A 19,968-nucleotide genomic window follows, 5' to 3' on the forward strand; every position below is an offset into this window, starting at 1 on the left:
TACACGGAAAACCGTACAGTCGAGAGACTGCTACGGTTTTTTTTGCGTTCTACCGACAACGGATGCGATAAGCAGCGATTGTTGGCGCTGAATCCAGTGGTTAGTCGTACGGGCATTTATGAGATTCGCAATTTTGATGAAGAAGAAAAGAGCTTCGATGCTGGAAAGCGGATGTTTTTTTTGTCGTGAGGACATAATCGTCCGACAAACTCCAACGGTTTTCCGTCTATCTTCTGTGCAAATCGCTAGATTGGACATCAGGATGAACGACATCGAGAGGTCATATAAGGAGTAGCGGGACGTTTCTTCCATCGGCTTCCATACGGGCGTAGCTTGATGTTCAGAGTGATGCTCTGTCCTTTCGCGCAGAACGTTTTTTTGTCGGAAATTTCTTGGAATAAGACGTGGGGTTCTGACAAACTTTCTCAGTCGTTCCGGTTTAAGATAGGAACATCAAATTGATGAATGGGGTGCCTGACGCATGATGGAGAAATGGAACGTGGTACATTTTCCGGGGTTAAAATCTAGAAAGTCCAAATCCAAAGAGCGTACGGAAGGGTGGTCTTCCAGACTCAAGAAACGGCTGGATTCACATAAAGTGGTGCAATGGGTAACGGCGCAAAGATGGATGCTGCTATTGTCAGCTATGGGAGTTCTACTGGGACGCGCCACTATTTTGGACGAGCTTTCTCCGTTTGCCCTCGCTTATTTTGCGGTCATAACGTTTCTTCGGCGTGATCTGATGCTGCCTGTAGCTGTATCCGTTGTGTTAGGCAGCCTGTTAGCTCCTTACCCATCGTTATTTATGATTGGTGGCGAGCTACTGGTATTTTATCTCCTGTATCGCGGACTACGAACCTTCGACCGTCTGGAATTATCCTATGCCCCGCTTATGGTTTTCTTGTCGGTGTTTATGGTCAATTTATTTAACGCCGTGATGGCTCCAACTTTTACATGGTATGAGCTTATCGTTGTGGGAACGGATGCGGTTCTCAGTTTTATGCTCACGCTGGTGTTCACGCAGGCCATACCGTTGTTTACGTACCGCAAGAAGACAAGCCAGCTCAAGAATGAGGAAATTTTATGTCTTATTATTTTATTAGCCTCTGTGATGACGGGAGCAGTAGGCTGGACTGTTCATTCATTGTCTGTCGATCATGTACTATCGCGATATTTGGTCTTGGTGTTTGCTCTGGTGGGAGGTGCCTCGCTGGGCGCATCGGTCGGTGTAATTACCGGTTTAATTTTAAGCTTGGCCAATATGTCTGCAATTGTGCAGATGAGTTTACTCGCTTTTGCAGGTTTGCTGGCAGGGATGCTGCGTGAAGGGAAAAAGGGTGCTGTTGCGCTTGGGATGCTGCTAGGCTCCTCAATTCTGACGATCTATTTGGACGGAACCGGAGACGTGCTGACGTCAACTTGGGAGAGTTGTGCGGCGATTCTATTATTCTTAATGACCCCAAAAAGTTTCTTTAAAGCGGTTTCTACCTATGTTCCCGGTACGCAGGACCACGCCAAATCTCAGCATGAATATGCCAAAAGGGTCCGCGATCTCACCGCAGAGCGGGTAACGAAGTTTTCCCGTGTATTCAGTCAGCTATCCCGCAGCTTTCACCAGATATCTGCGAGTGAGAGCACGAAGTCGGACGGAGAAATCGAACACTTTATGAATGCGGTGGCAGAAGGGACATGTGCCTCCTGCTTCAAGTGTGAGCAGTGCTGGGACGGCAAGTTTATGCAAACCCATCAGTATATGACGGAAATGATGAGCGCCATTGAGGATAACCCGGATTTGGAGCCGGAGCAGATCCCCCCGCAATGGAGCAAGGCATGTGCTAAAACGGGCGCTGTCCTGCAAGTGATGAAGCAGCAGTATAGCCTCTACCAACATAATATGCAGTGGAAGCGCCAAGTATACGATAGTCGTCAGCTTGTTGCTGACCAGCTATCGGGTGTATCACAAATTATGGAGGATTTAGCGCGAGAAATTCAGCGGGAAGGGCAGACCATGCATCGGCAGGAGGAGCAAATACGAGAGGCTCTTGATAGACTGGGCTTGTCCATCCAATCCATCGAGATTATTAACCTGGATGCAGGTCAGGTAGAAATTGAGATTGTCCATGCCTATACAAGGGGATTTGATGAATGTCGGAAAATCATTGCTCCACTTCTGTCGGACATACTGGACGAGCATATAGCTGTGATGCGCGAAACGGAGGCAGATCGCCGCCAAGGCTTGGCTACAGTCATGTTCGGCTCCGCTAAAACGTATGAGATTGCTACAGGGGTAGCTAGTGCCGCCAAAGGAGGCGATTTTTTCTCAGGAGACAGCTACAGCATGATGGAGCTAGGGAACGGGACTTTTGCAGTCTCATTAAGTGATGGTATGGGGAACGGAGAGCGCGCGCAGCAAGAAAGCAGTGCAGCACTTAACATTTTGGAGGAATTACTACAATCGGGTATGGACGAAAAGTTGGCGATCAAGTCGGTTAACTCTGTCCTGATGCTGCGATCACCTGAAGAAATGTATGCTACGGTCGATATGGCGCTGATTGATCAGTACACGGCCCAGACAACTTTTATGAAGATTGGGTCTACGCCGAGCTTTATTAAAAGAGGGGAGGAGGTCATCCCTGTATCTGCCAGCAACTTGCCGATTGGCATTATACAGGATATTGAAATTGATTTGGTATCATTGCAGCTCCAGCCGGGCGATATTCTCATTATGATTACAGACGGTATATACGACTCACCGGGTTACGCGGTTAATAAGGAAATATGGATGAAACGCATGATTCAGGAAATTGAAAGCGAAGATCCTCAGCAGTTGGCCGACTGTTTGCTAGAACGGGTTATTCGATACCAGCAAAATCAAATCTATGATGATATGACTGTAGTTGTTAGTAAAATCGACCACTTCCGCCCAGAGTGGGCAACTCTCCATGTACCTGGCATGAGGTGGTTGGAACGTCCACGGACGGTGAGCTAAGCCGACATTGCCCGGGAAATTCCTTACCCATTTTTAAAAATCCGCATCCTTCGTTTGAATCGTTCCGGATTAGGCAAAGATAGAATCTATCGGGATAGATTAAGAGGAAGCGGAGGTCAAAAAACGATGAAGCAAATTTTGATCATTACAGACGGATGCTCAAATGTAGGTGTTAGTCCAGTCATGGCGGCTGCCCAGGCTTTACGGGAAGGTATTACAGTGAACGTCGCCGGAGTCATAGATTATGGAACTATTGGCGAGCTTGGCAGTGCGGAGATTCAAGAAATTGCTAAAGCAGGGGGAGGGTTTAGCCAAATCGTAGGGACGAAGCAGTTGGCGCAGACCATGCAGATGATGACGCGCAAGACGGTGGTTCAAACCATTCAGCAGGCGGTTAATAGAGAGTTAACGCACATTCTGGGTGAGGGTGGCGCCAAACATATCGGTGAACTTCCTCCGGCCAAACGAGCCCAAGTGGTTGAGGTGATGGATGAACTGACAGAAACAAGCACCCTGGAGATTGCTTTGCTCATTGATGCAAGTGCGAGCATGAAGCCCAAGCTGCCTGCTGTAGAGGACAGCATCCGTGATTTGCTGCTCAGTTTACAGTCCAGAAGCGGACACAGCCGTATATCTGTATTTCATTTTCCGGGCGGTAAAATGGGAGAAGACGCAGTCATGGATATCGGTTGGACCTCTGAGCTCAACCAGATCAAATCGATATTTGGACGCTTGCGGATGAAAGGGGCAACACCGACAGGTCCTGCCATTTTACAAGTGATTGATTATTACCGATATGTTACACTAGGAGAACAGAAAGATATGGAAGAATCCTATGGCAAAGGAGAAGGGATGCTCGGTGACTACGTCGTCTGATCCCGTTCTTGCACCCGGAACGGTCATCAAGGGCAAGTGGAAGCGGAGCAGCTATGTCATCCAGCGCTTGCTGGGCCGGGGAGCAAACGGAACTGTATATTTGGTAAAAGAAGCACAGGCCGATCGGCAATTTGCTCTGAAAATGGGGAAGAACACGCTTGATCTGCAATCGGAGATTAATGTGCTGACCACATTGCAGTCTCAGGGGACTCAGGCCGCCCTTCAGCGAAATGGAAATCCTTCCTTTTTGTTTGAGGTGGATGATGTAGTGTTACGCAGCGGAGAAATCCCCTTTTATGTTATGCGATATGTTAAGGGTGATCCGCTTCATCGCTTTGTGGCAGCCAAAGGGCCGGAATGGTATGGTGTGGCTGGAACTGGTATACTGAATCGTCTGGCGGATCTCCATCAGGCAGGATGGGTGTTTGGCGACCTGAAGCCGCAGAATATTTTGGTCAATGCCTATGGAGAGGCTGAATTAATTGACTATGGTGGAGTGTCCCTTGCTGGTCGGAGTGTTAAACAATTCACAGAGTGGTATGACAGGGGATTCTGGAATGCTGGCAGCCGAAATGCCGATTCCCAGTATGACCTGTTTGCCTTCGCTCTTCTAACGATTCATATATTGGAGAGCGAATCATTAAAGACCGCTGCGAGTAGGCTGCCACAACTGCGGAATACGGCAGAATTGACGGTCATCATTCGCCGTAGCCGTGTATTGCGCCCCTATGCCGAATGGCTGCTGGGTGCAGTGCGTGGAGAATATTCCGATACTCGTGCAGCGGCCCGATCTTGGTCACGTTTGGCTTCCGCACATGTCAGGCAATCGTCGGTCAAAAAAGGGAACCCACGCTGGCTGGGATATGCTTTCACGGTATCGCTTTTGCTGCTTGCCGGAGCGCTCTGGATTGCGTTAAGGTAGCAGCATGACTTACATAAGATAACAGATGATCATCATTTTTACGGTCGGGAGAAAAGAGGGTCGTAAATGGGAACAACAAAACCGACCGGTGTTGTACAGGAAGTGCTCGCCTTGGCGCGAGATCATTCACTGTGGAGCCCCGGAGACCGCATTGTGGTTGCTGTATCCGGTGGGCCGGATTCGGTGGCCCTTTTGCACATTTTACATGAAATATCCGTTATACATATGCCTTTACAACTCGTCTGCGCTCACGTTCATCATGGCTTCAGACCAGAGGAATCGGATGCGGAGGCTGAAGAGGTACGCAATATTGCCCGAAAGCTCGAACTACCATTTGAAATGACTCGGGTGGATGTACCCGCTTATATGAAGGAGAGCGGGAAGGGACCACAGGAAGCAGCTCGCGAGCTGCGCTACAGCTTTTTACATGATATGGCTACAAAGTGGGAAGCACAGCATATTGCAATGGCTCACCACGGCGACGATCAAGCCGAGACGGTTCTCTTGCACTTGCTGCGGGGTAGCGGCCCAGCAGGTTTGGCGGGTATGCGTTTGGCGCGCAGGGAAAAAAATGTGCAACTCATTCGCCCGCTGCTACGTATGTACAAGGCTGACCTGATTGAGTTTTGTAACTTTTATGGTCTTTCCTATGTGATAGACAGCACTAATTTATCATCCAAATACCGTCGTAACGCCATTCGCATGGATGTGCTTCCTTTTTTGGGGCAATATAATGAGCGACTGACACCGTCCCTAAACCGGCTGGCCGAAACGATGGCTGACGAAAATGACTTTATGGAGGCATCCACGCTGTCGGCATACGAGAAAATGGTACGCTTGGATAATGGCAGGTACATGTTTCCCATCGCTTCATACCGTAAGCTATCCGTTGCTTTACAACGGAGGTTGATTAAACTAATATTAAATTATCTGCCTTCGGACAGTGAAAATTTTGATTTTCGTAAAATTGAGACCGTTCGACTAAGACTTCTCCAAGAGGCATCGTCTACATGGAGTTTGGATTTGGGAGGCGGTGCGGTTGGAGTCCGCGAATATGACCAGGCGGTTTTGTTTGACCGTACGCAAGTCGTTATGGGCGAATGGTGCTATGGACTAAGTGTATTGCCTATTTCCGGTGAGCTAGAGTTGCCTGAGGCAGGAGGTATACTGCGGTGGCGAAGGGCTTCCTATTCGGATGCGGACCATCCGGCGAATAAGGAGGAAGCGTGGTTCGACGCAGATCAATTGAGTCTGCCTTTGACTGTACGCTCGCGATTACCTGGAGATACCATGTATGTAATGGGATTAAACGGAAGAAAAAAGGTTAAAGATATTTTTATTGATGAAAAAATACCTCCTTCAATGCGTTCCGTTACTCCCATCGTTTGCGACCACTCTGGGGCTATTCTCTGGATTCCGGGCGTACGACGTTCTGTACATGCCGCGGTGCAAAAGCACACGTCTTCGGTTATATATATGTCATGGCAAAGACGAGAGAGTCCGGGGCACCGGTAATTGCGCAGGAACGGCTTTCATAGTATAAACTTAGGAGGTTTACACCGTTGCAAAATGATATTCAGGAAATATTGATCAGCGAAGAAGAAATTCAGAGTAAAATTAAGGAATTGGGTGCACAGCTCAGCGTGAAATATGAAGGTAAAAATCCATTGGTGATTTGCGTACTGAAAGGTGCGTTTATCTTTATGGCTGATTTGGTTAAAACCATTACAGTGCCGTTGGAGCTTGATTTCATGGCTGTATCAAGTTATGGAGCATCCACAAAATCCTCAGGTATCATCAAAATCATTAAGGATTTGGACGCATCTGTGGAAGGACGCGACGTTCTGATTGTCGAAGATATTATCGACAGCGGCCTGACGCTGACGCATTTGATTGAATTGCTTAAAAACCGTAATGCCAATTCGGTATGTGTCGTAACCTTGTTCGACAAGCCTGCACGCCGGACAGTTAATCTTGAAGCAGATTATACTGGATTTACGCTTCCAGATGCGTTTGTTGTCGGCTATGGTCTGGACTATGCCGAGCACTACCGGAACCTCCCATACATAGGGATTTTGAAGCCGGAAATCTACACCAGCTAATCTCAGCCTCCAGTCCTAGGACTAAATAAGGCCCTTTGTTGAGAAGGACTTACAGGCTATGGTAAAATAACTTAAGTGTCTCGAGAGGAGGTAGGGGATGAATCGGTTCATCCGGAATTCTGGTTTTTATTTGATTCTTTTTTTAGTTGTGGTGGGTATCGTTCAGTTTGTTAGCAACAGTAACGAAGCCTCCGATCTCCCTAGATATGACCAATTACGGCAAGAGGTTAAAGCTAATAACATCTCTAAAGTAACGGTCCAATTTGACGGTTACGCCTATCTTGTAACCGGTGCATATAAGAAGCAGCCGGCTAATGCTAAATCGACCAATTTTTCCGTATATGTTCCACCAACGGATCAAGCACTAAGTGAACTGGTGAATGCCAGCGAAACGAACGGGTTTGAATACGTGCAGAAGAAAATGGAAGGCGAAAGCATTTGGCTGACGTTTTTGACTTCTATTATTCCTTTGGTGATCATGTTCCTGTTGTTCTTCTTCCTGTTTAATCAGGCACAGGGCGGTGGCGGCAAAGTTATGAACTTCGGCAAGAGCAAAGCCCGTCTGTATAACGAAGAGAAGAAGAAGGTTACATTCGAGGACGTGGCAGGGGCTGACGAAGAGAAGCAAGAGCTTGTCGAAGTCGTAGAATTCTTGAAGGACCCACGCAAGTTTGCAGCTGTGGGTGCTCGTATTCCAAAAGGTGTTCTGTTAGTGGGCCCTCCAGGTACGGGTAAAACACTCTTGGCGAGAGCTGTTGCAGGCGAGGCCGGAGTACCGTTTTTCAGCATCTCGGGTTCTGATTTTGTAGAAATGTTCGTCGGGGTCGGAGCTTCCCGTGTTCGCGATTTGTTCGAGAATGCGAAGAAGAACGCACCTTGTATCATTTTCATTGATGAAATTGATGCCGTTGGACGTCAACGTGGCGCTGGATTGGGTGGCGGACATGATGAACGTGAGCAGACGCTCAATCAATTGCTCGTAGAGATGGATGGATTCGGCGCAAACGAAGGTATCATCATCGTAGCCGCTACAAACCGTCCGGATATTCTAGACCCTGCGTTGCTACGTCCAGGACGTTTTGACCGTCAAATTACGGTTGACCGTCCAGATGTTAAAGGCCGCGAAGCAGTATTGTATGTACATGCACGCAACAAGCCATTAACAAAGGATGTTAAAATGGACGTAATTGCGAAACGTACAACAGGCTTTACGGGCGCTGATTTGGAAAACCTGCTGAACGAAGCTGCCTTGTTAGCAGCTCGTCGTAACCGCAGAGATATTTCGATGCGGGAAGTAGATGAAGCCATCGACCGTGTTATCGTAGGTACCGAAAAACGCAGCCGCGTAATCAGTGACCGCGAGAAACGAATTGTTGCTTATCATGAAGCAGGGCATACGATTATTGGTTTCTTCTTGGAAAATGCCGACATGGTTCACAAGGTAACGATTATCCCACGTGGACGTGCAGGCGGATATGTCATCATGCTTCCGAAGGAAGACCGCATGCTGACAACCAAGCAGGAATTGCTGGACAAAATCACTGGATTGTTGGGTGGACGCGTATCCGAGGAACTGTTTATTGGTGAGATCGGAACGGGGGCCTATAGCGACTTCCAGCAAGCAACAAGCATTGCACGTAGCATGATCGTAGAATACGGTATGAGTGAGAGGCTCGGTCCGATGCAGTTCGGTACTTCACAAGGCCAAGTATTCCTTGGACGCGATATCGGTCATGAGCAGAACTACAGTGATCAGATCGCTTATCAGATTGACCAGGAGATGAATCGCTTCATCACTGAGTCTTATGAGCGTGCTAGAGAACTCCTGACCAAGTATTCCAAAGAGGTTCATCTGATTGCTCAAACCTTGCTGGTAGAGGAAACTCTGGAACTTGAACAAATCAAACGTTTGATCGAGACAGGTTCTTTGGATGGTGGCACGACTGAGGGAGAAGGAACACCGGAAAAGGGTGAGCCTGTGATCGACAACATTGGCGATGTCCGTGTACGTATTCAAGGTAAGGATGACGAGCCTAAGAATACAACGGATCAACCCAATGATATCCCTAATCTGAAAAAGCCAGAGGATGATAACAATTCGGGCAACTCCGGTGGTACTCCACCGACAACAACCTAATCATCCGATGGATAGTTGAATAAACGTATAGGTAAGCTCCGGGGAACCAGGTATTATTGGTTTTCCGGAGTTTTTTAAATGGAAGATTATTGCTAACGTGATTTGACAGACATCGGAACGTTGTGTACATTTATTGTTAAATAAACGGCTGTCGTCTTCTTAGCTTATAAAAGCCAACAGTCGCTGCAATCGACTCTCTATCATTTTGAACATATACGTGAGCGCATACTGTAGAGCCTATGGTGTGCGCTATTCTTCTGTGAAATCAGGTGAAGGCATGATTCCAAGATATCTAGTTGATTTTGATGTAGCGGAATTGACCCGATTGGAGGCCGACGTATTAATTATCGGCTCAGGCATTGCGGGCTTATATACGGCGATTAAGGCTGCGGAGAATCGGAAAGTGTTGCTGATTACCAAGAAGACTTTGATGGAAAGCAACACGCGTTATGCTCAAGGCGGCATTGCTGCTGTCACATCGGACGAGGATACACCAGCTTATCATATGGAAGATACTCTGATTGCTGGTGCAGGTCTGTGTGAATCTGAGGCAGTCAGTACCCTTGTTCATGAAGGTCCAGTTGGTATTCAAGAGTTAATACGTATGGGAACGGCCTTTGATCGTGTGGATGGTAAACTAGCGTTGACACGGGAAGGAGCGCATAGTCATCGGCGTATTTTGCATGCAAATGGAGATGCTACGGGTTATGAAATTGTTCGTGCGTTGTCAAAGCAGGTTGCTGCCCATCCCAGTATCGAAGTGTGGGAAGAGTGCATGGTAATTGATCTGCTGACGGAGCATGGTGAGTGTATTGGAGCCCTCGTCCAAAAGCCAGGTGGGGAAAGGTCGTATATCACTGCTAATGCAACGATTTTGTGCTCAGGAGGTAGCGGGCAATTATACCGTTATACGACCAACCCAGATATTGCAACCGGGGATGGTATCGCTATGGCATATCGTGCGGGGGCGATTGTACGGGATATGGAATTCATACAGTTTCATCCTACGGCGTTGTGCCATCCGGGCGCTCCAAGGTTTCTAATTTCCGAAGCTGTACGGGGAGAAGGAGCCGTATTACGCAATATTCACGGAGAACGCTTCATGGACAAGTATGATTCCCGGCAGGAGCTTGCACCCAGAGATATCGTAGCTCGTGCTATCATTCATGAGATGGAACGCACCCAAGCTGCGTTTGTATACCTGGATATTACGCATGAGCCACCTGAGCGGGTGAAGCAACGTTTTCCAACCATTTATCGGACATGTCTGTCATTTGGTTTGGATATGACGACAGACTCGATCCCCATTGCGCCTGCTGCCCATTATATGATGGGTGGTGTTCAGACTAATCTACACGGGGAAAGCTCCATTGCGCGTTTGTTCGCCTGCGGGGAAACCTCTTCTACAGGTGTTCACGGAGCTAATCGTCTGGCGAGCAATTCGTTATCTGAAGCTATTGTATTCGCCAGCAGGATTATTGAGCGACTGCATTCATTGCCACCGCTAGTCGGCCATACGTTGATATCTTATAGCGATAACCGTACAGAGTTCCCGGCTTCATCCGTCGCGGAGCAGCGGCATAGGCTGCAAGAAGCAATGGTTCGTTATGCTGGAGTTCGTCGGCACGGCGAAGGGCTGCAAGCAGCATTAGATGAGTTGCAAGGGCTAATGCCTATTTTTGAGGCTGTGATCGCTAGCCGGGAAGAGATCGAATTTGCCAATTTGCTCACCTGTGCTTTATTAGTAACAGATGGTGCGCTGCTACGTGAGGAGAGCCGGGGAGCGCATTATCGCGAGGATTTTCCTGAGACAGATGATAGCGTCTGGCGAAAGCATGTTCAGCAACGACGTGAGCAAGGGATAACGGAGGAGTACGTTCATGACATCTAACAGCGAGCTTTATGGAGAGTTTAGTGGATATCAGGAAGAACTGACGGCACAAATTCGCAGCTGGCTGCGAGAAGATACGGGTTCTGGCGATGTGACTACGCGCTGGACAATTGAGCAGGGCCACCAATCCAAGGCTGTCATTCATGCCAAGGAGAGCGGCGTGGTTGCGGGGTTACCCGTGGCTGCCCTTGTATTTCAGGTAGTGGACCCTTCCTTGTCGTTCACTCCGCTGGTAGTCGATGGACAGTGGATTGAAAAGGGGAGCGTTTTGGCAGAAGTAACGGGGAGTACCCATGCAATCCTGACCGGGGAGCGATTGGCGTTAAATCTGCTCCAACGGATGTCTGGTATTGCCACGCGGACTCGGGCTTTTATAGATCAATTGCATGGTCTGTCCACTCGCTTGGTGGATACACGTAAAACAACACCGGGACATCGACTGCTGGAGAAGTATGCTGTTCGTGTAGGCGGTGGCTCGAATCATCGCTTTGGCCTGTACGATGCTGTTATGATTAAGGATAATCATATTAAGGGCGCAGGTGGGATTGAACAAGCTGTGAGTCGAGCGCGCGCTAATATACCGCATACGATGACGATTGAAGTAGAGACGGAAAACATGAAACAAGTTCAGGAAGCCCTGGAAGCTGGGGCGGATATCATTATGCTGGATAACATGTCTGCCCCAGATATGAAGGAAGCCGTTCGGTTCATTCGGGAACGGGCACCACATGTCAAAACAGAAGCCTCGGGCAATGTATCGCTGGATACAGTGCGTGAGATGGCTGAGAGTGGCGTAGATGTGATTTCTGTAGGCAGGCTGACATACTCTTTTCATAACCTGGATATCAGCCTTGACCTTAACGCAAAGAAAGATAGGTGACACCCATTGATTCTTGTAGTGGATGTAGGTAATACCAATATTGTTCTGGGGATATACGAAGGGCGGGAGCTGCTGCACCATTACCGGATCAGTACCTCCAGACAGGCAACCGCAGATGAATACGGCGTACTCATACATAATCTTTTTAGTATGGGGGGCGTATTAAAGGATGACATCCAGGGAGTGATTATTTCCTCTGTCGTTCCGCCATTGGTCCGTGTATTAGAAGAAATGTGCGATAAATACATAGGCAAAACGCCGTTAATCGTCGGGCCGGGGATCAAGACTGGTCTTAACCTGCGTTATGAGAATCCTCGTGAAGTAGGTGCGGATCGGATCGTGAACGCTGTTGCGGCTGTCGAACGGTTCGGCGGGCCGCTGGTTGTGGTGGACTTTGGAACAGCGACGACGTTTGATTGTATTGACGATAAGGGAAACTACTTGGGCGGTGTCATTGTGCCGGGGATCGGGATTTCGACGGAGGCACTGTATCAACGGGCTTCCAAGCTGCCCCGCATCGAGTTGGAGAAACCCAAAAAGGTTATTGGTCGTAATACGGTCCATGCCATGCAAGCTGGGATTATCTTCGGTTATGCTGGGCAAGTGGATGGCATTGTGAGGCGCATTAAGGAAGAAATGCAGGCTGAGCCTACGGTTATTGCTACCGGAGGTCTTGCAGAGCTAATCGCATCAGAGACAGAGAGCATTCAGAAGGTGTTGCCGATGTTGACGCTCGAAGGATTACGCATCATTTACCAACGTAACGCCGAATAAAAAAGTGGATATAAGCTGCCGCTGAGTCCAACCGAATGATCTTATCGGTTTGGATTAGCGGCGTTTTTCGTCTATACTGAAATATGTTACGTTTTTGAACAATTCGCGTGATCTGTAGATGCAGGTTGTTTATATAGTAGGAAATTATGCTTCAATGATGAGCAATACTAACGAAAATAAGCAGCATAGCTGTCCTGGTGAATAGGGGAGGATATCAATATGGAAAATAAGCAGGATCGACTTATTCGTGGCACAGCCATGGATGGAAGGGTTAGAGCTTTTGCTGTTCGGACAACTCAATTGGTAGAGGAATTGCGGAGAAGGCATGATACTCATCCTACGGCAACCGCTGCTTTGGGGCGAACCCTCACAGCAGGTGCTATTATGGGTTCTATGCTAAAAGGCAAAGAGCGATTGACCATCCAAGTTAAAGGTGATGGACCGATTGGGCAAATCGTCGTTGATGCCAATGCTTTAGGGGAAGTGCGAGGTTATGTTACTGAACCGCATGTGCATTTGCCGAGCAATAGTATGGGCAAACTGGATGTAGCGGGTGCCGTAGGTACAGAGGGGTTCATTCATATCATCAAGGATTTGGGGTTAAAAGAACCGTATCGCGGCAGTACTCCGATTATTTCCGGTGAACTGGGTGAGGACTTTACCTATTATTTTGCCAAATCGGAACAGACCCCGTCAGCGGTGGGCTTGGGTGTGCTGGTAGATACTGATAACTCGGTTATTGTGGCCGGTGGATTTATTATTCAGTTGCTTCCAGGCTTGAATGATGATGAGATTACTGCGATCGAAAATGCAGTCAGCTCCATTCCACCCGTTACTGCTTTGCTGGATCAAGGGTTGGAACTTGATGAAATGCTGCGCTGGATGCTGCCGGACGTTCGGATTCTCGATGAATTGGATATTCATTTTCAATGTGAGTGTTCACGTGAGCGCGTGGAAAAAACATTGATCAGTTTGGGAGAAAGCGAATTAGAACAGTTAATTGAGGAAGAAGGACAGGCTGAGGTCGTATGCCACTTTTGTAATGAGGCTTATCAATTTAATAAAGATGAATTGCAAAATCTGTTAGATCAAGCCAAAGCCTAACCGGATGGGCGGTGCAAGCGATGACTACACGGGAAAAAGGATTATGGACAGCTGTCATTATTCTGACCGTTAGCGTCGTCGCCTTGGGTGGTCTTATCATGCTTCGGGGGCTGTCAAAGCCGGGTGATGTAAGCAAGGATGACGGCGATCATACTGTGGCGGAGATGGGTCAGGAAGGCATATCGGAGGAACAGTGGGTAGCGGAACTGAAAAAGCGATATGGAACCAATACGCTGTTGCAAATGTTGAATCGTAAAGCCGTGCAGGCTGAAACCAAGCGTCTCGGTATCAAGGTCACCCAAGAGGATCTACAGCAGGTGCTGGAGCAGGATAGTAAAGGGTATGACTCAGATCATGCCTATTTTGATGAAATGCAGCGACAGTTTGGCTTAGGTCCGGTTGATTTGCGGAATGAAGCGGAATACCGGATTGGTTTGGAGAAAATAGCCACGCAGGGTATTCAGGTTCAGGAAGCGGAGATTGACGAGTATTGGGAGCAGCATCCTGAGGAATTTGCCGTCGATAAGCAGATCCAATTGGCAGCTCTTTATGTAGATAATGCGGAGGAAGCAGAAGCGTTGCTAGATCGGGTTAAGCAGGGGGAGAGCTTCGATGTGCTGATTCAAGAGCATGCGGGTAAGCCTTTCGACAAAGGTAGCAGTGGACAGCTGGGATGGGTGGATGAATATGATCCATTGCAACCGGAGGCGATCATGAAGGCGGCGAGAGAGCTAAGCTCTGGGGATGTTGCAGGTCCGATCTCTGTTAACGATGGCTATGCTGTCATTTATGTACAGGATGTCCGGTTCAAGAATTCTCCGGATAAGCAGCAGATCCGACAGCAAATTCGCCGATCTCTTGCGCTTGCACAAGCCGCTCCTTTGGAAGAGGTCGAGAAGGGTCTGCGTGATAAATATGGAGCGCGTATTTTATCTGGAAAGAATGCATCCTAAGCTTCTCTGTAACGTAGTGAAAGAATATTGGTTTGAAGGAAGCCCGATGCTGATAACGCGAGTTGACAGCATCGCGGCTTATTCACTCGTATTGACATTGGAATTGAAGATTGTTATGATTAGCGTATAAAACCAACTATTTTTATCGGAAATTAATGAACGGCACTAAATTAAAGTAATTGACTAAGAATCATCTACAATATGATTTCGCAATTTTTAATATATCATCTACAGTCAGGGAGGAATTATCATGGCTAAAGTTGTTAATAACATTACCGAACTTATCGGAGAAACACCCCTCGTTCGCCTCAACCGGATCGTACCGGAAGATAGCGCCGAAATCTATTTGAAACTGGAATATCAGAACCCAGGCTCCAGTGTAAAAGATCGTATTGCGATTAGCATGGTAGAAGAAGCTGAACGTGAAGGTCTGCTTAAGCCAGGCGGTACCATTATTGAAGCAACAAGCGGTAATACAGGAATCGGCTTGGCTATGGTAGCTGCTGCGAAGGGCTATAAGGCAGTCATCGTTATGCCAGAAACGATGAGCATAGAGCGTCGTAATTTGTTGCGTGCTTATGGAGCCGAGCTTGTGTTAACACCAGGATCAGAAGGCATGAATGGGTCCGTTAAGAAAATGGAAGAATTGCTGAGTGAAAATCCGGATTATTTTGCTGCTGAGCAGTTCAAGAACAAAGCTAATATCAAAATTCACCGTGAAACGACCGGTCCTGAGATTGTGGAAGCCATTCGTTCCATTGGCGGAACTCTGGATGCTTTTATAGCGGGAATAGGCACTGGCGGAACCATTTCTGGTGCTGGAGAAGTGCTTAAGAAAGAATTCCCTGATATCAAAGTGGTGGCTGTAGAGCCCGCCTCTTCCCCGCTGTTAGCAGGCGGTAAGCCAGGACCCCACAAGATCCAAGGGCTAGGTGCCAACTTTATTCCTGAAATTTTAAACCGTGATATCTATGATGAAATTATTCATGTAGAAAACGATGAAGCTTTCGAGGTAGCACGTAGAGTGGCCAAGGAAGAGGGCATTTTGTCCGGTATTTCATCTGGCGCGGCTGTTCATGCGGCTTTGAAACTTGCTAAGCAATTGGGCAAGGGTAAACGGATCGTTGTCATTGTTCCAAGTAATGGAGAACGTTACCTGAGTACGCCACTATACAATTTCGAGCTGTAATTATGTCGTAATTGTGTATACTATACGTAAGGATTCCCTCATTTCCCTGTTGCAGGGGGGTGGGGGTTTCTTTTTAAGGAGAGAATGTAGACTTTTTGAAAAGTAGGGAAGGGGAAGCACACACGGATGAAATCGACAGCTAGAGTGACGGAGGCGCAGTGGCAGGTTTGGCAGGAGGAAGGCTGGAGCATACTTCCCTATATCGCTGAGTACCCATTACCCGTGGGAGGGCTACCGTCATCGTGGCGGAAGGCTTGGGAGGATTCGTCGCCATATGCCTTTTTGCTGGAGAGCGCTAAAGGTGGGCGGTACACCTATCTGGCCTTAAATCCGGTTGCTATATTGGAAGGCAAGGGAGAACATGCAGTTTGGACTGATTTGCAGAGTGGGAAACATGGAGATATACATGGTCAACCTTTGAACGTCATGAACAACTGGATCGCTCCTTACCGTGCACCGCGTGTACCTGGCATGCCTTTTTTCTCTGGGGGATTTGCGGGTTATCTTGGCTACGATGTAGCTCGCTCGTTGGAGCGTTTGCCATCTCAAGCTGCAGACGATACGGGCATACCTGATTATGTATGGATGAGGGTGAATGAGTTATGGATTTATGATCACGAAAAATCCTGCATATATTGTGCTGTTCATATTCCTGTTCCTGCGCATTCCGATAAAGTCAGCCGTGATACCGATTTGACCAATCCCGTTATACTGGATGGGCCCAATCCCATACTTTGCGAGCATTATGCGGAAGCTGCCCAACGTGCAGAACGTATGCTGACTCAGTGGAATAACATCATAAATGCAGGAGAGATTGATCCTGCGTACCCTCGTCGTTGTGCTAGGCTTGCCGAAGAGGGGTTAGAGGCTGCTCAACAAGAATCTGATGGTTGGACAGCGGCATTCAACCAACAAGATTTTGAACATGCCGTAAGACGTGTGCAGGAATACATTGCCCAAGGGGATGTATTCCAGGTTAACTTGTCGATTCGTCAGCAACGTGCGCTTACAGCCCTCCCTGAAAATATATATGAATGGCTTCGTCTGCTGAATCCTTCCCCTTATATGGGTATGCTGCGTATGCCAGGTTTACGGATCGTCAGTGGCTCGCCAGAATTGTTGGTGAAGCTGGAGGATGGACGTGTGAGCGCCCGACCTATTGCAGGTACGAGAAGAAGGGGGCTAACACCGGATGAAGATGCTGCTATGGCAGCAGAGCTTCTATCAAGCGAAAAAGAACGCGCCGAGCATATTATGCTCGTCGATCTGGAGCGTAACGATATCGGACGGATTGCTGAATACGGATCGGTGCATGTGCCTGAACTGCTGACTGTCGAATACTATTCGCACGTTATGCATCTGGTATCTCAGGTCGAGGGAAAATTAGCCCAGGGTCGTACAGCTATAGATGTAATTGCTGCTACCTTTCCAGGCGGAACCATTACCGGGGCACCCAAGGTGCGTACCATGGAAATTATTGAAGAATTAGAGCCCGTTCGTCGGGGTCCTTATACAGGGTCACTTGGATGGATTGACTATAACGGCAATATGGAATTAAATATTATAATAAGAACACTAGCTGTTAAAGGCAGCACTGCCTATTTACAGACAGGTGCGGGGATCGTCATTGATTCAGACCCGTACAGGGAATATCGGGAATGTCGGAACAAGGCCAGAGCTGTCATGAAGGCGGTACAATGTGGTGAAGAAGAAGCTGCTTTGAGCAGAAGCGGTATCACAGGAGGGTGAGTCGTATGATTTTGGTGATTGATAATTATGATTCGTTTACGTACAATCTTGTTCAATATTTGGGTGAACTTGGCGAAGAAGTAACCGTAAAACGGAACGATGAGATTGATGTGAAAGGCATAGAAGAGCTGGCACCAGAGCATATTTTGATCTCGCCGGGTCCATGCACGCCGAATGAGGCGGGGATATCACTGGATGTGATCAGCCATTTTAAAGGTCGCATTCCGATTTTTGGCGTTTGCCTCGGCCACCAGGCCATCGGACAGGCTTTTGGCGGTAAAGTTATCCGGGCTGAACGACTCATGCACGGTAAAACATCACCGATTCTTCATCACAATACATCGGTATTTGAAGGCTTGCCTTCTCCGTTCACAGCAACCCGGTATCACTCATTGCTGGTGGAGCGCGAGAGTCTGCCTGAGTGTCTAGAGATTACCGCAGAAACCGCGGAAGGTGAAATTATGGGTTTGCGGCATAAAGAATTTGCCGTAGAAGGAGTTCAGTTCCATCCAGAATCCATTATTACGGATTACGGGCATCAACTATTACGTAATTTCCTAAAACGCAAGGTAGGCGTCTGATTCATGAAATATATTGGAGTCAACGGCGTCCTCACGGAAGCCGCAAAAGCCGTGATTCACGTAAGTGATCACGGCTTTTTATACGGAATGGGCTTGTTTGAAACATTCCGCACCTACAAGGGTGTCCCATTCTTGCTGGATCGGCATCTGCATCGACTGCAGGAAGGTTGCCGAATGCTCGGCATTCCTTTTCAACCGGATGAGGAGCAGCTTACGAGACACATCCAACATCTGATGGTGGGGAATGGACTGGATGAAGCCTATGTTCGTTACACCGTATCAGCGGGCGAAGAGGTGCTAGGATTGCCGACGGGGGACTATACGCGCCCCAACCATATTTTGTTTGCGAAACCGTTGCCCTCTACCAATACACAAACCGGGCAATCCATTTCCCCATCGGCGCTTCAGTTGTTGCGAACCCGCAGAAACACTCCAGAGGGTGAGGTTCGTTTAAAGTCGCTCCATTATATGAATAATATTCTTGCGAAGCGGGAACTTCAGCAGTATGCCGAGGCTGTCCGTTATAAGGCTGAAGGAATGATGCTTACGGCGGATGGTTTTCTGGCGGAGGGAATGGTCAGCAATCTGTTTTTTGTGCGGAATAATACGCTGTATACCCCTGACTTGTCTACAGGAATTCTGCCAGGCATTACGCGTGAATTCATTTTGGAGCTGGCGCATCTGCGAGACATTCCTTGTGAGCAAGGTTTGTACCGCTGGGACGAGCTGAAACAGGCTGATGAAATTTTTATGACCAACTCTATACAAGAAATACGGCCCGTGGATTTGTTGTTGGAGCCGGGTGGAGCAACGAACCATGTATCGGTTCCCTTGACGCAACCCAGGTCCATAACAGCTTTGCTGTTGCACGATTATAGACAGAAAGCAGGGATCAAGTGAACATACCGACCCTTTATCAACGTAGTTACCGAATGGGGGATGCCGAGCTTACGCTCGGACATTCCACACAGATCATGGGTATACTGAATGTGACCCCGGATTCATTTTCCGATGGAGGATTACATTATAGTCCCGAGATTGCTGTTTTACATGCATTGAAGCTGGTGGAAGATGGAGCCGATATCATTGACATTGGTGGGGAGTCTACCCGTCCGGGTCATGATCCGGTAGGTGTGGAAGAGGAGCTGGCACGGGTCATTCCGGTCATCCAGGCCATTCATCGTATCGCACCGCACATTCCGTTATCTATAGATACTTACAAAGCCGAAGTAGCCAGGCAGGCGCTTGAAGCTGGTGCACATATCATTAATGATGTGTGGGGGTTTAAGGCAGACCCCGATATGGCACGTGTAGCTGCGGAATTCGATTGTCCGGTCATTTTGATGCATAATCGTCATGATCGTAATTATAGTGATTTGGTTTCTGATATGCTGTCTGATTTGAAAGAGAGTATCCGATTAGCGCTGGATGCGGGGGTACGTGAGGAACAGATCATTTTAGACCCAGGCATCGGTTTTGCCAAGGATTATGATGAAAATATCCATGCCATGACTTCTCTCGATACATTGAGTCAGCTAGGCTTTCCACTGTTATTGGCTACGTCACGCAAAAGATTTATTCGTACAGCACTGGATTTGCCTGTGAATGATGTAGTGGAGGGCACGGCGGCTACTGTTGCTTTTGGCATTGCTCAAGGGTGCCAGATTGTGCGTGTACACGATGTGGCACAAATCAAGCGCACCGTACGTATGTGTGATGCGATGGTGTACGGGTCTAAAAATGCACTGAGTTATGGCGGGTAAAGCCCGCTTTACGAATCCTTTGATCCTACGATCGCTGTTGCAACAGGATTCTTTGAAT

General features: G+C 48.0%; 17 protein-coding genes. All 17 read left to right on the forward strand.

Annotation, left to right across the window (positions count from 1 at the left end; all coding sequences use genetic code 11):
• Positions 1-42 precede the first annotated feature (42 nt).
• Positions 43-189, forward strand: a complete 147-nt coding sequence (locus G9G54_RS25875) for a hypothetical protein (RefSeq protein ID WP_155765239.1) — start codon at positions 43-45, stop codon at positions 187-189.
• 292 nt (positions 190-481) lie between these two features.
• Positions 482-2,989 (forward strand): stage II sporulation protein E, encoded by a 2,508-nt coding sequence (spoIIE, locus tag G9G54_RS23055; RefSeq protein ID WP_165179758.1) that lies wholly within the window; start codon positions 482-484, stop codon positions 2,987-2,989.
• 126 nt (positions 2,990-3,115) lie between these two features.
• The gene (locus G9G54_RS23060; protein WP_165179759.1) at positions 3,116-3,865 is read left to right on the forward strand and encodes a VWA domain-containing protein; all 750 of its coding nucleotides are present in this window, start codon (positions 3,116-3,118) and stop codon (positions 3,863-3,865) included.
• Positions 3,849-4,787 (forward strand): protein kinase domain-containing protein, encoded by a 939-nt coding sequence (locus G9G54_RS23065; protein WP_061831248.1) that lies wholly within the window; start codon positions 3,849-3,851, stop codon positions 4,785-4,787. The genes G9G54_RS23060 and G9G54_RS23065 overlap by 17 nt, the downstream gene beginning before the upstream one ends.
• 66 nt (positions 4,788-4,853) lie before the next feature.
• Positions 4,854-6,302, forward strand: a complete 1,449-nt coding sequence (tilS, locus tag G9G54_RS23070; RefSeq protein ID WP_165179760.1) for a tRNA lysidine(34) synthetase TilS — start codon at positions 4,854-4,856, stop codon at positions 6,300-6,302.
• Between the two features lie 47 nt (positions 6,303-6,349).
• The gene (gene hpt / locus G9G54_RS23075; protein WP_025721686.1) at positions 6,350-6,889 is read left to right on the forward strand and encodes a hypoxanthine phosphoribosyltransferase; all 540 of its coding nucleotides are present in this window, start codon (positions 6,350-6,352) and stop codon (positions 6,887-6,889) included.
• A gap of 97 nt (positions 6,890-6,986) precedes the next feature.
• Positions 6,987-9,026 carry an ATP-dependent zinc metalloprotease FtsH gene (ftsH, locus tag G9G54_RS23080; RefSeq protein WP_165179761.1) on the forward strand — a complete coding sequence of 680 codons (2,040 nt, stop codon included), beginning with the start codon at positions 6,987-6,989 and terminating at the stop codon, positions 9,024-9,026.
• A 277-nt stretch (positions 9,027-9,303) separates the two neighbouring features.
• Entirely contained in the window at positions 9,304-10,917 is a 1,614-nt protein-coding gene (nadB, locus tag G9G54_RS23085; protein WP_165179762.1) for an L-aspartate oxidase, read from the forward strand.
• Complete coding sequence (gene nadC, locus G9G54_RS23090) at positions 10,907-11,797, forward strand: carboxylating nicotinate-nucleotide diphosphorylase (protein ID WP_061831244.1); 891 nt, start codon at positions 10,907-10,909, stop codon at positions 11,795-11,797. The genes nadB and nadC overlap by 11 nt, the downstream gene beginning before the upstream one ends.
• 6 nt (positions 11,798-11,803) lie before the next feature.
• Positions 11,804-12,571 carry a type III pantothenate kinase gene (locus G9G54_RS23095; RefSeq protein WP_076294550.1) on the forward strand — a complete coding sequence of 256 codons (768 nt, stop codon included), beginning with the start codon at positions 11,804-11,806 and terminating at the stop codon, positions 12,569-12,571.
• Between the two features lie 219 nt (positions 12,572-12,790).
• Positions 12,791-13,675, forward strand: coding sequence for an Hsp33 family molecular chaperone HslO (gene hslO / locus G9G54_RS23100; protein WP_165179763.1), 885 nt, complete (start codon positions 12,791-12,793; stop codon positions 13,673-13,675).
• A gap of 20 nt (positions 13,676-13,695) precedes the next feature.
• Positions 13,696-14,628 (forward strand): peptidyl-prolyl cis-trans isomerase, encoded by a 933-nt coding sequence (locus tag G9G54_RS23105; RefSeq protein ID WP_165179764.1) that lies wholly within the window; start codon positions 13,696-13,698, stop codon positions 14,626-14,628.
• A gap of 250 nt (positions 14,629-14,878) precedes the next feature.
• A complete protein-coding gene (gene cysK, locus G9G54_RS23110; protein WP_061831241.1) occupies positions 14,879-15,817 on the forward strand; it encodes a cysteine synthase A in 939 nt (312 codons plus the stop codon).
• Between the two features lie 126 nt (positions 15,818-15,943).
• Positions 15,944-17,566, forward strand: coding sequence for an anthranilate synthase component I family protein (locus G9G54_RS23115; protein ID WP_165179765.1), 1,623 nt, complete (start codon positions 15,944-15,946; stop codon positions 17,564-17,566).
• A gap of 5 nt (positions 17,567-17,571) precedes the next feature.
• Complete coding sequence (pabA, locus tag G9G54_RS23120; RefSeq protein WP_013308153.1) at positions 17,572-18,147, forward strand: aminodeoxychorismate/anthranilate synthase component II; 576 nt, start codon at positions 17,572-17,574, stop codon at positions 18,145-18,147.
• A gap of 3 nt (positions 18,148-18,150) precedes the next feature.
• Positions 18,151-19,047, forward strand: coding sequence for an aminotransferase class IV (locus tag G9G54_RS23125; protein ID WP_165179766.1), 897 nt, complete (start codon positions 18,151-18,153; stop codon positions 19,045-19,047).
• The gene (gene folP / locus G9G54_RS23130; RefSeq protein WP_165179767.1) at positions 19,044-19,910 is read left to right on the forward strand and encodes a dihydropteroate synthase; all 867 of its coding nucleotides are present in this window, start codon (positions 19,044-19,046) and stop codon (positions 19,908-19,910) included. Before G9G54_RS23125 ends, folP begins: the two co-directional genes overlap by 4 nt.
• Positions 19,911-19,968: the final 58 nt, after the last annotated feature.

This window comes from Paenibacillus sp. EKM212P (assembly GCF_011066115.1).
Lineage (GTDB): Bacteria > Bacillota > Bacilli > Paenibacillales > Paenibacillaceae > Paenibacillus > Paenibacillus polymyxa_B.

What these genes read in the sequence shown, in the direction of transcription:
- spoIIE (WP_165179758.1), top strand. Translation starts at nt 482, where the DNA reads ATGATGGAGAAATGGAACGTGGTACATTTTCCGGGGTTAAAATCTAGA.
- G9G54_RS23060 (WP_165179759.1), top strand. Translation starts at nt 3,116, where the DNA reads ATGAAGCAAATTTTGATCATTACAGACGGATGCTCAAATGTAGGTGTT.
- cysK (WP_061831241.1), top strand. Translation starts at nt 14,879, where the DNA reads ATGGCTAAAGTTGTTAATAACATTACCGAACTTATCGGAGAAACACCC.
- G9G54_RS23115 (WP_165179765.1), top strand. Translation starts at nt 15,944, where the DNA reads ATGAAATCGACAGCTAGAGTGACGGAGGCGCAGTGGCAGGTTTGGCAG.
- tilS (WP_165179760.1), top strand. Translation starts at nt 4,854, where the DNA reads ATGGGAACAACAAAACCGACCGGTGTTGTACAGGAAGTGCTCGCCTTG.
- G9G54_RS23105 (WP_165179764.1), top strand. Translation starts at nt 13,696, where the DNA reads ATGACTACACGGGAAAAAGGATTATGGACAGCTGTCATTATTCTGACC.
- pabA (WP_013308153.1), top strand. Translation starts at nt 17,572, where the DNA reads ATGATTTTGGTGATTGATAATTATGATTCGTTTACGTACAATCTTGTT.
- nadB (WP_165179762.1), top strand. Translation starts at nt 9,304, where the DNA reads ATGATTCCAAGATATCTAGTTGATTTTGATGTAGCGGAATTGACCCGA.
- nadC (WP_061831244.1), top strand. Translation starts at nt 10,907, where the DNA reads ATGACATCTAACAGCGAGCTTTATGGAGAGTTTAGTGGATATCAGGAA.
- ftsH (WP_165179761.1), top strand. Translation starts at nt 6,987, where the DNA reads ATGAATCGGTTCATCCGGAATTCTGGTTTTTATTTGATTCTTTTTTTA.
- G9G54_RS23125 (WP_165179766.1), top strand. Translation starts at nt 18,151, where the DNA reads ATGAAATATATTGGAGTCAACGGCGTCCTCACGGAAGCCGCAAAAGCC.
- hslO (WP_165179763.1), top strand. Translation starts at nt 12,791, where the DNA reads ATGGAAAATAAGCAGGATCGACTTATTCGTGGCACAGCCATGGATGGA.